Below are 11,310 nucleotides of genomic sequence, written 5' to 3' on the forward strand. Positions count from 1 at the left end.
GTATTAGTCGGCAAGCTGTATTTTAAAATAAAAAGACATAATATTACTGTTACGAGACTGCCCACGCAAGGAGAGTACTTACTAATTTGATAGAATCTCCGGTATTGTATACCATTGTCTATTTGCAGCCCAACAACATCATCTTCTTGGCGGATTAGGAGAGTGCGCGGAGGAGTATCAGGTATATAATCCATCGATACAACAGTCTTTAATGAAGAATCAACAGGCGATGCCATATATTTAAAAACCAGTTTTGAGTTTTTTATTCTAGCTTTTTGAAGCTTTTGCCGTGGCACGAGCTTTGGTGCGGCTTGCTTTGTTGCTAGTGAAGATGTTGCGCTTAACGCCTTTATCCATAAAGCTATAAACGTTGTTGAGCTTCTCTTCGATGACAGCAGGGTCGTTGCTTGTAAGGCTTTCTTCGAATTCGCGCATCGCCGAGCGGACACGAGTCTTGAAGGTCTTGTTGATAAGGCGACGCTTCTCATTCTGTAGCATACGTTTCTGCGCTGTAGGACGCTTTACTTTTTTCGGTGCTTCTTTTGTTGCCATTTATTCCTCGTAATGTTGATAACAATATTGATAACAATGATAATTATCTGGAAAGTATAGAGGGTAAAGGGGTAATTTGTCAAAATAATTCGGATATAAAAGTGTAAATGGTGAAATTATGCGTAAAAATTTTTTGTGGTTCTGTTTTCTCGCCGCGGTCTTCGTGGCGGCGATGGCCTTTGCTGGATATTCCGGGTATAATGTCTACAGGTATAATAAGACGAATAGAAGCTGCGAAGCACAGAGCATCGTATGGGGCGTTGAACAGCGATCTTCCGATTCTTTTGTTGTAGTGGCGACGTACGAATATACTATCGACGACGAAGAATATTCCGGAAAGACAACCTTTAAGAGAAAAACATACCTCAACCCGTGGAAAGCCGAAGAAGAATATGAAGCTATGGCAATTCAGCCGTGGAAGGTGTGGTACGAGGCAAAAAAACCTGAAAATTCTACGATAAACAAGGTGTTCCCACTGAAAGTTTGCATATATTCAGGAATTCTCATCGCACTACTCGTATATTTCGTCCTACTCGGATGGTATGTGAGAAGAACCATTGAGCATTGATCATTGAGCATTGAATAGGAAATATAGTTCTTTATTTTTTTTCTGGCGACAGCATATAAAGGAATCGCTAAAAAGTGGGAAATATGATGAACATAAGATCGAGACGATATCGTGCTATTATAAAGGCAGCACTAGTGGTATGCCCACTGGTGCCGGCCATAGTCTTCGGCGGATATGTCGCTACGATGATACCGCTGTCATACAGCTGGAAGATTATCGTTACCTGCCTTTTATGGGGCATTGCCGGCGCACTGACCGCGATACTTCTTCTGCGTAAGTGGGAAGGCGTCATGCGTGGCGGCGTTGAAGGCCTCGTCAAAGAAAAAGTCGCACGCGCCTTCGCCGATAGCGAAGAAACCGTTCCAGCCCTACCTTTTTTCGCCGCAGAGAGAAGCGCCACCGTTGAAAATGGTGGAGACGTTATCGTATACGACAAAAGAAAACATAACGATGCTGGCAACGACGAAGAGATAGAAAATCTCAAACATAGCCTCAGCGAAAAGAAAAACATCATAGCACGCTTGAAGGAAGAGATCGTCGTAAGGGAACGTGATGTTACGGCACGTATCACCAAAGAAAGCGAAGAGATACGTCATCGCCTAGAAGGCCGCGAAGAAGAGCTATGTAGCTGTAAATCCGACCACGACGAGCAGATTATTAAGCGCGATGCCATGCTCTCGGAATATCAGCGAACCATCGCCGAGCAGAGACTCGTCCTAGAGAAAAAACAAAAATACCTTATGAAGCTCGAGAATAAAGTCCGCGACCTGACATACGAGATAAAGACGCTGCTAAACATCGGTTCCGCAAAACCTTTGCAGCAAGCAATAGCAACCGACGCCACACAACACCCTGTCTTTGATGTCTTCGACGGCAAAGAACATCAGCAGAGTAACGTCCCTGAAGTTAAAGGGACTTTCCCCGTGTCGTCGGACAGCGAGATCCATACGTCATATGACGCATCTGTATTACTTATGCGGTGTATAACTTTCGCAGAAAACCTTACAGGAGCGCAACACCTCGCTGGGCAGGGAGGCCGGGCTCTTGGGCTTTCTTCAGAAAGCTACGCCATAGACCTTCGAAGACTTTGTGATACCTTCAGAAACGAACACGCCGGCGTTGTTATCCTATATTCCGCAGAAGACAATAAAGTGCTATTCATCAATAACCAGATACGTGGTCTGCTAGGATGGAGCCCGGAAAAGGCAGCTAAGGAGTTCTTCAATATCATGAGGAAAGGACGCCGCGGCTGGCAAGAAGTTATCGTGTCACTAAAAGGTGAAGCCCCAGAGCAAGAAGAGAAAAAAGGACACCATATCCGCCTCCTCATGAAAGCAAAGACCGGCGAAGACATCCTCGTCCGTTGCTCCCTAGGAAAAATTTCCAAAGGAATCTTCTCCGACTACATCGTCAGTATACTTTATCCAGTATAAAATAATAGCGTATAGCAAAAGCATTGATCACTGGTCACTGATCTACCGGCATGCCTTTTCGAGGAGCATCCTAAAGAAAATTCTATATGGCTTTATTATTGTTAAGAAGATAGCGGCATTTATGAATGCCCAGACTTTTTCTTTGGTAGTACGCTTATATCGCGCGAGGTGTCGTTTTTCTGCGGCGCAGATGGTAGCGCTGACGACGGAAGCACGGGATTCTTCACCGTTGATGAAAATATCGACGAGGTCGTCGCCAAAACATACCGGCCACATCTTTGCGCGGCGACGTATCACCGTAGGGACTTCGTTGCAGCAGTGTAATTTCGTGGCGGGTGAGAGAAATAGTGGCTTTGTTATGTCGATGGCGACAGATTTCACGATGGTATGGCGCAGGTTTTCGATAATGACGGCGTGGCTGTCGTAGATAATTCCATGATTTCGTGGTGATGCACAGAAAAAATAATGTGGATGGTCCTGGAGGAAAAGCTCTGCTGCGGAGACCCTTCTTCTGTTGTATAGTGCATCGCTGAGAAGCCATACTACAGTATATCCCATAGAGGAATAGTCGTTGTTGCGGCGCTGTACCTCTTCGACGCTGATAGGGGAGCACTGCACCTCGAAGACAAGACGATGCTTTTTGACGACGACATCGGCGATACGCCCTATCTCGGGGAAAGATCGCTCAAGGGAGCAGTCTTCTGTTGGGAAAAGCGAAAGTAGGCGGTGTTGAAGGTTTCGGTGGGCGGCGCTTTTCCCCGAAGACCTTAGACATGATGGCGATGACGACAGATGATAGTAGTGGTAGCGGCGATGTATTCCGCCACGGACGCGTAAGATCCCGCCACATTCTAGGCATTTATAGTCCTTTCCGCGGATGGCGTGGTCGGCGGAAACAACATGTCCGATACTGTCGAGAGCATAGAAATGCATATAAGTATTGTTATTTATCGTAATAACAGGTATCTTTCTTGATAAAAAGAAAGGTTTTCTGCGAAATAATATTTTCATACAATCTAATCAACTTTCCTTTATAATGAAAAGAAAAATCTCTGTGAGGGATATGAGCGAAAAAAATTTAAACAACACATTCAGTCATCAGCAGCAGCAAAAGATCGAAGAGCTGGTTTCTGTCGCTAAAGAACAAGGCTTCATAACATATGAGGAGATCAACGAGATCCTCCCCATGACCGTCGACTCTGCAGAACAGATAGACCAGATGCTGATATTCTTGAGCGGCATGGACATTCAGATTCTTAACCAGTCGGAAGTCGATCGCCAGCTTGAGAGAAAGAAAGAAGTCAAAGAGCTTGAGGGGCTGCCGAAACGTGTCGAAGGGCCTTCCGACGATCCCGTACGTATGTATCTCAAAGAGATGGGCGCCGTCCCGCTTCTTACCAGAGAGGAAGAAGTCGAGATATCGAAGCGTATCGAGAAAGCACAGATGCAGATAGAACGCATAATAATGCGTTTCAGATATTGCACTAGAGAGGCAATATCAATAGCACACTATCTTATCAACGGAAAAGAGCGTTTCGATAAAGCCATCTCAGAGAAAGAGGTTACCGACAAAAATAAATATCTTGCGAAGCTTCCGACGCTGTGCGGACTCCTCGCCGAAGAAGATGCTCGTCTCGACGAGCTTCTTATGAAGTCTTTCGAGGCTGCCATCAAGAAAAAAGACCTCATAAAAGTCAATGAAGAGATAGAAAAGTGTCGCATAATAACACAGGCATATCTCCGTAGGTTCTACTGCAGAACTAATATCATCGAAGACTTCAGCGAGGTGATACTTCGCGGATACGAACGCTTCTGCGCCCTAGAAAAAAACATCATAGAACTTACACCGCGCGCAGATAAAAATAAATTCGTCGCCGCCAAGCTTGACGCCGCTAAGCGTAAACTTAAAAAACACGAGCTTGCATCAGGACGCACCCTCGAAGAATTCAAGAAAGACGTCCGTATGCTGCAACGATGGATGGATAAAAGCCAGGAAGCAAAACGTGAGATGGTAGAGTCGAACCTACGCCTCGTTATCTCTATAGCAAAGAAATATACCAACCGCGGACTCTCATTCCTCGACCTCATACAAGAAGGTAATATGGGACTGATGAAGGCCGTAGAGAAATACGAATACCGACGAGGATATAAGTTCTCGACGTATGCAACATGGTGGATACGGCAGGCAGTGACGCGTGCTATCGCAGATCAGGCACGGACGATACGCATCCCCGTACATATGATCGAAACGATAAATAGGGTATTGCGCGGTGCCAAGAAACTTATGATGGAGACAGGACGTGAGCCTACACCAGAAGAGCTCGCCGATGAGTTAGGAATCACCGCAGAAAGAGTCAGAGAGATATATAAGATAGCACAGCATCCAATATCACTACAGGCAGAAGTCGGTGACGGCGGAGAAAGCCAGTTCGGCGACTTCCTAGAAGATACCGGCGCAGAATCTCCAGCAGAAGCGACAGGGTATACCATCCTAAAAGATAAGATCGACGAAGTCCTGCAGACACTTACCGACCGTGAACGTACCGTGCTAATACAACGATTCGGGCTCCTCGATGGCAAACCAAAAACCCTCGAAGAGGTAGGCCTGGAATTCAACGTCACAAGAGAACGTATCAGACAGATAGAAGCCAAAGCACTAAGGAAGATGCGACACCCTACGCGCGCGAAGAAGCTTAAAATTTTCCTCGAGATGATTGAAGCAGACTAAAAAAGCGCCTCCGATAGGAGGCACTTTTTCAGTGATCAGTGATCAGTGACCAATGCAAAAAGGTGGTCTGGGGGAAACTCCCACAGCCTGTCCTATTTCCTCTCTGTGCTCTCCGTGCCTCTGTAGTGAAAAATTCTATTCTGGACTCTGAACTACGAACTTAAAAATTTAAAAAATGAAAAACGATAAAAAATTATCCATCGACGAGGTTCGGCGCTTTTTCAAAGCCAAAGGTCCTCTTCATTCTTTGTTTCCGAAATTCGAGACGCGCAAGCAGCAACAAAAGATGGCTCAGCAGGTCGCTGAGGCATATAACGACAGCGCTATCGCCCTGGCAGAGGCCGGCACCGGCACAGGAAAAAGCTTGGCATACCTTGTCCCTGCAGTACTGTGGGCAATGAAAAAGAGGAAGCGTACCGTCATCGCCACACATACGATAACATTGCAAGAGCAGCTTCTTAATAACGATATCCCCCTTGTTAAAAAACTTTTTGGTGACGACTCCTTTAAAGCTGTCCTTGTCAAGGGTATGAGCAACTATCTATGTCCTCGCAAGCTCGACGATGCCATCATCTCTATTGATGGCGACACCAAAGAACTCAACGATATCGCCTCATGGGCAGCAAAAAACTCTACCGGCGATCGTTCCGATATGCCGTTCATGCCTTCGAGACGCTCGTGGGAGAAGGTTTGCGCCGAGAATGACGCGTGCAGCAATATACAATGCCCGCACTATAAAGAGTGCCCGTTTTTTAAGGCGCGACGCGAAGCTCATGATGCGCAGATACTCCTCGTAAATCATCACCTTCTATTTTCCGACCTCGCCGCCCGCGGTGACGATCCCGATTTCACAAAATCTGCCGTGTTGCCAGGATATCAGCACCTTATCATCGACGAAGCACATACCCTAGAAGACGTCGCCACCGAGCACCTAGCCTCCAACGCCGACAAAATGGTCTTACACCGCCTTGTCGGTAAGCTTCTCCCAAAAAACAATACCTTCAAAACCGGCGGAAAGATAGCATTGCTAAAACGTAAAATATTACAGCGCTACAAAAAACGTGACAACATAGAAATCGTTGCTGTCGCCAACAAGCTCGAACACGAGCTCCCCGCAGAAAAAGGACGCCTCCTTACCGCTGTCGACGAGGTTTTTGCTCTGGTCGAAGATTTCAGCGGCTTCTTCAAAGCCCAAGACGAAGATGTCGAAAAAGGACAGAGACTACGCCTCCGCAAAAGCCATCAAAACCATGCTTTCTGGAAAGAAGAACTTCTCCCTGCCGTAGAACAGCTTCTCGAAGAGATACGCTCTTTTACACAGAGCCTCGAAGCTTTAGACGCTAGCATAATAGGCCTCGACGACAAAGGCCTCACTGCCGATACCGATAGCGTACGCCTCGACATACGAGCCGTTAAGGCGCGCTTGGAAAGTGTCGGCGTCGTAATGCATACGTTCTTCTTCGAAGGCCTTAAAGAGACGACAGTACGGTGGATGGAAGTACACAAAAAAGGACGTTATGGCGGCAACGTCGCCATTGTCGACGCAGACCTTGATATCTCAGAAATCCTGGCTAAGACGTTCTTCACAAAACTTTCCTCCGTAGTATTGTGCAGCGCGACGCTAGCGGCAAACAACAGCTTCGGATTTATTCGCGAACGTCTCGGCATCATAGAAGAGAAGGTCGGAACAAAGCCCGTTACAGAAGCTATATATGGCTCACCATTCGACCACAAAAAGCAGGTTCTGATGGCCGTACCAAAAGATATGCCTATCCCCAGCGATAAAAACTTCATCGCCGCCGCGGCAAAGAAAGCAAAAGAGATAATACACTTAAGCAGAGGCAATGCCTTCGTGCTCTTCACCTCTTATGCCATGATGAAACAATGCCACAACCACCTTAAAGAAGACCTCGAAAAGGCGGGGTTTCCCGTCATGTGCCAGGGCGAAGACGACAGAAAGACCCTGTTAGAACGCTTCAGAGATACAAACTATTCTGTTCTGATGGGGACGGACTCTTTCTGGGAAGGCGTCGATGTCGTAGGAGAAGCGCTGCGATGCGTCATCATCGTAAAACTTCCTTTTAGGGTCCCCGACGAGCCTATAACAGAGGCGCGGACAGAGCTTATAGACAAAAATGGCGGCAATTCTTTCTTCGACTATGCCGTCCCCAGCGCCATTGTTAAATTCAAGCAAGGCTTCGGAAGGCTTATCCGCAACAAAACTGATAGGGGATGCATAGCATGTCTCGATCCGCGGATAATAACAAAGCCTTACGGCAAGCGCTTCATGAGAAGCATCCCCGAATGCTCACAGGTCGTCGATGCCGGTGAAAATTTTTCTTCTACGATAGAAGACTTCTACCGCAAAACATACCACCTGACGAAAAAATAAGATGACAAAAAGCGGTTTTAATTTGGACAGGCTTCAATCACTGGGTTGGATTCCGGCTTTGTATTTAAGCCCATCAACGACGAAAACGTTACAAAATTCGCATTTGCCTGAAGCTTCGCTTTGTGCGGCTTTCCAGTCCTTTTCACTAGTTTGGGTTACCCCTCCAGAATGGCCATAATAGAACGCGTCATATTTATTGAGTTTAAACCCCACTAGCACTCTTGGTGTTGTGATCTTGTGCTCTTTTGCAACAGAAGCGGCTTTTTCCATTGCTTGAGAATAAGACAGTTGTTCTATGCTACCAAGATCAGCAAGAGCGAAATCTTCTAAGCTAGCAGCAGTTGTTATTGGTAACACGGTTTTGTCTTTCTGGGTTTTAATTAAGATATGGAGCGTAGCGGAATCGAACCGCTGACCTCAACAATGCCATTTGAGCTAATGCCATACAAAAGCGATAGTAAAATGATATCGTGTACTATGCTTTTATCACAACTGAAAACCTGCTGGCATTGCACGTCTACAATCAATAGTTTATGAAGCCCCCCCTATTATATATATAATAAAAAGTTGACAGCGTCCTCAAAAATACTTTATATGTAAGGATTGAAAACAAAAAAGCTTTGTAAAAAAGAGGTCGTAAGATGGAAACTTTAGCAAAAAAATTATTAGCGCTTGTCGCAACAATTACAATATGTGGGATGTTATCGCCTACACATGTTATGTCAATACCCGTTGAGCCTTCTGTGGAAAACGGGCTGGCAGACATTTCTCAGGTCGGAAATTCTATGGTCGTCGACCAGCATACCGATAAGGCTATTATAAACTGGGACGAATATTCCATCGCCGATAACGAACTCGTCCAGTATATGCAGCCGGGAGCCGATTCCATCGCTCTTAATAAGATAACAGGAGCTAACCCGTCAGAGATAATGGGAAGCCTCGTCGCTAATGGGCAGATATTTATCATAAACCCAAACGGCATCCTTTTCGGGCCAGACTCACACGTCAATACCGCAGGACTCCTCGCGACGACACTAAATATCTCCGATGCTGATTTCCTCGAAGGAAACTACGAGTTCTCCCAAGATCAATATAAAGAACTGGCCTCTATCATCAACAAAGGCGAGATAGTAATAGCAGACAACGGATATGCCGTAATAGTAGCACCGCTAGTCTCTGACGAAGGACTTATAGTGGCAAACCTCGGCACGGTACATGTCGGCGCCGCGGAACATTTCACGGTAAGCTTCGACGGCAGAAACCTTATAAACTTCGAAATCACGACGCCACCAGAAAATTCTGTGCCGGGCACCGTTCTCATCCCTACAGAAAACGTCTCAGAAATAATACGGCAAGTGGTAAATTGTGAAGACATCTTCGAAGAAGAAGGCATGACGAGCCTTGTCGCCGCAAGCGGAACGATGATACACAACGGAACAATAACATCGACGGAAGGGCCAGTAAACGTTGCCTTCACCGCCGAAGGTGATGTTCACATAAATTCTGCTATAACGACAAATGGTGGAAATTTTAGCTCTGCAGGAGCCAACTTCGACAATACAAACGGAATAATAACTACGGAAGGTGGAACCCTCACCATCGACCATGCAGGCCATGGAATAATAAGCGCGGAACTTAACACCGGCGCAGGAGATATCTCAATAACTACGGAGACTATAAGTATTACCGCCGGTAACGATACAATCATCACTACGGGCGATGTGATCCTTCAGCCAAGCACTGCCACTCAAAGTATCGGCATAGGCTCTGATAATCCTAATGGGGACTATAACTTAAGCGAAATTGAGATTGCCGCAATTAAGGAAGGAGCAAGAAGTATAACAATAGGAAGGGAAGATGGCGAACATATTATAGCGATAAATAAGGTAACCTTCAATGACCCCATAACAATCCAAACGCCTGTAGCAGGAACAATTAGAGTCCTTGGGAATATTACATGCACAGAAAATGTTCCGATAAATTTACATGGCTGTGGTCATACTACGACGCTTGAAGCTAATATTACTACAGAAGGTGACCCTATTGTGTTTACTGACTCTGTTATTTTAAAGGGTGGAAACATTTCGTTGATTACGACAAATGATACTCAGACAGGAGGCGCTAATATAAGCATATCCGGAACCACGAACAGCTTCGGTTCTGAGACTAATGCCCTAACAATGGATGCCGGCACAGGAGGCGCTATAGAACTTACAGGTGCTGTAGGCACCACTGATAATATAAGCATATTAACAATAACGCAGGCAGCTAGCGCCTTGTTCTCTGGTGCTGTGACAACAAGCACATCGGTAGTATTAACCGACACAGTAGGAACGGTAACGTTCGCCGGAGCTTTGACAGCACCGACATTTACTACGCTAGACCAAGACTATAATTTGGTGTTCAGTGGCGGTGGCGCGATAACGAATTATTGTGAATTCCTAAATACAGGGGCTGTGACGTTTAGCGGTGGAGTTCCTTTATTGTTCTCCGCAAGCTTCAGTACAGCAGCATGCTCAGGTACGAATATCGGAGGTGCAATATCGACGACTAATACGCAGATAGACCTCGGCCCTACGACGATGACGGCAGATTCTACGATAAAAAGCGGTACTGCCGCAATAAATATAGCGTCTATTACTGGAGATTATGTTCTTAGCTTACACGAAGACGCTGCAGACACGACAGGTACTGTTACAGTAGCCGGCGCTGCTACCATAAAAGGCCTGATAACGTTCGGTGGCGATGCCGTTTATGCTGTGGCACTCAATGGTGGTGGAGAGATAACGAACCCTTGTACGTTTGCAAATGCCGGAGCCATTTCCCTCGCCGGCGGTTGGACATTTAATGGTGTCCTCGATACAACATCAGGCTCAGTAACGAATATAGCTGGTATAGTAGCAACGTCTAACGATCAGATAGACCTCGGCGCAACGACGATGACGGCAAACGCCACACTAAAAAGCGGCACTGCCGCGATAAATATAGCGTCTCTTGCAGGGGCATATACGTTAGAGCTGCACGAAGATGCTGCAAGCACGACAGGTACTGTGACGGTCGCCGGTGATGCTACGATAACAGGATTGACAACGTTCGGTGGCGATGCTGATTATTCTGTAGCGCTCAATGGCGGAGGAACGATAACAAACGGCTGTAACTTCCTCAACACAGGAACTGTGACTATTGGCGCTAGCATAACGTTCGCTGGAGGGTTTGCCACTACAGGTAACGCATCAAACCCATCCTCGACGAGCCTTACAGGAACGCTAACGACAACAAATACCGCTATAGCTCTTGGAGTGACGACATTGGCAGGAGTAACAACGGTCACCTCCGGCGCAGGCGCTAACAATGTTACATTCGCAAGCACGGTAAATAATACCCAGACCTTGACAGTTACGGCAGGCTCAGGAAATGCGGTCTTCAACGGTGTCGTTGGTGGCGTAACACCGATAAGCACGCTTACCGTTACCGGAGCAACAATCGATATCAATGAAAGCATAACGACACTAGGAGCCCTTGTCGATCTCGATGCAACGGCAGACGTTAACATAGCAATAACAAAGTCTATAACAACAAAAGCAGCAGATAATGGTGGCGTGATTTCCGGCGCTATTGATATCGATAGCTCGGGAAC

The 11,310-nt window shown here is 46.4% G+C and carries 8 protein-coding genes; 5 read left to right on the top strand and 3 right to left on the bottom strand.

What is annotated here, in order from left to right; all coding sequences use genetic code 11:
* Window positions 1-267: 267 nt before the first annotated feature.
* Window positions 268-552, bottom strand: a complete 285-nt coding sequence (locus tag HN980_05105) for a 30S ribosomal protein S20 (GenBank protein MBT6928852.1) — start codon at window positions 550-552, stop codon at window positions 268-270.
* 118 nt (window positions 553-670) lie between these two features.
* Here HN980_05105 and HN980_05110 point away from each other — a divergent pair, with 118 nt between their 5' ends.
* Together HN980_05110 and HN980_05115 are read left to right on the top strand one after the other, a co-directional pair.
* Window positions 671-1,120: a DUF3592 domain-containing protein gene (locus tag HN980_05110; GenBank protein ID MBT6928853.1), complete on the top strand. Its 450-nt coding sequence runs from the start codon at window positions 671-673 to the stop codon at window positions 1,118-1,120.
* Between the two features lie 83 nt (window positions 1,121-1,203).
* Window positions 1,204-2,553 carry a hypothetical protein gene (locus tag HN980_05115; GenBank protein ID MBT6928854.1) on the top strand — a complete coding sequence of 450 codons (1,350 nt, stop codon included), beginning with the start codon at window positions 1,204-1,206 and terminating at the stop codon, window positions 2,551-2,553.
* Between the two features lie 42 nt (window positions 2,554-2,595).
* Here HN980_05115 and HN980_05120 read toward each other — a convergent pair whose 3' ends face one another.
* Window positions 2,596-3,564, bottom strand: coding sequence for a hypothetical protein (locus tag HN980_05120; protein MBT6928855.1), 969 nt, complete (start codon window positions 3,562-3,564; stop codon window positions 2,596-2,598).
* A gap of 52 nt (window positions 3,565-3,616) precedes the next feature.
* Here HN980_05120 and HN980_05125 point away from each other — a divergent pair, with 52 nt between their 5' ends.
* Window positions 3,617-5,281: an RNA polymerase sigma factor gene (locus tag HN980_05125; protein MBT6928856.1), complete on the top strand. Its 1,665-nt coding sequence runs from the start codon at window positions 3,617-3,619 to the stop codon at window positions 5,279-5,281.
* A 175-nt stretch (window positions 5,282-5,456) separates the two neighbouring features.
* Complete coding sequence (locus tag HN980_05130; protein ID MBT6928857.1) at window positions 5,457-7,673, top strand: DEAD/DEAH box helicase family protein; 2,217 nt, start codon at window positions 5,457-5,459, stop codon at window positions 7,671-7,673.
* A 33-nt stretch (window positions 7,674-7,706) separates the two neighbouring features.
* On the opposite strand, the gene HN980_05135 is transcribed toward HN980_05130, so the two are convergent.
* Window positions 7,707-8,030, bottom strand: a complete 324-nt coding sequence (locus HN980_05135; protein ID MBT6928858.1) for a hypothetical protein — start codon at window positions 8,028-8,030, stop codon at window positions 7,707-7,709.
* Between the two features lie 284 nt (window positions 8,031-8,314).
* On the opposite strand from HN980_05135, the gene HN980_05140 reads away from it, so the two are divergent.
* Window positions 8,315-11,310: filamentous hemagglutinin N-terminal domain-containing protein (locus HN980_05140; protein MBT6928859.1), on the top strand; the 2,996-nt coding region annotated here is incomplete at its 3' end.

Source organism: Waddliaceae bacterium (assembly GCA_018694295.1).
Taxonomy (GTDB): Bacteria; Chlamydiota; Chlamydiia; order Chlamydiales; family JABHNK01; genus JABHNK01.

Coding starts and splice junctions, on each gene's coding strand:
- HN980_05105 (MBT6928852.1), bottom strand. CDS start 552: ATGGCAACAAAAGAAGCACCGAAAAAAGTAAAGCGTCCTACAGCGCAG.
- HN980_05110 (MBT6928853.1), top strand. CDS start 671: ATGCGTAAAAATTTTTTGTGGTTCTGTTTTCTCGCCGCGGTCTTCGTG.
- HN980_05115 (MBT6928854.1), top strand. CDS start 1,204: ATGATGAACATAAGATCGAGACGATATCGTGCTATTATAAAGGCAGCA.
- HN980_05120 (MBT6928855.1), bottom strand. CDS start 3,564: ATGAAAATATTATTTCGCAGAAAACCTTTCTTTTTATCAAGAAAGATA.
- HN980_05125 (MBT6928856.1), top strand. CDS start 3,617: ATGAGCGAAAAAAATTTAAACAACACATTCAGTCATCAGCAGCAGCAA.
- HN980_05130 (MBT6928857.1), top strand. CDS start 5,457: ATGAAAAACGATAAAAAATTATCCATCGACGAGGTTCGGCGCTTTTTC.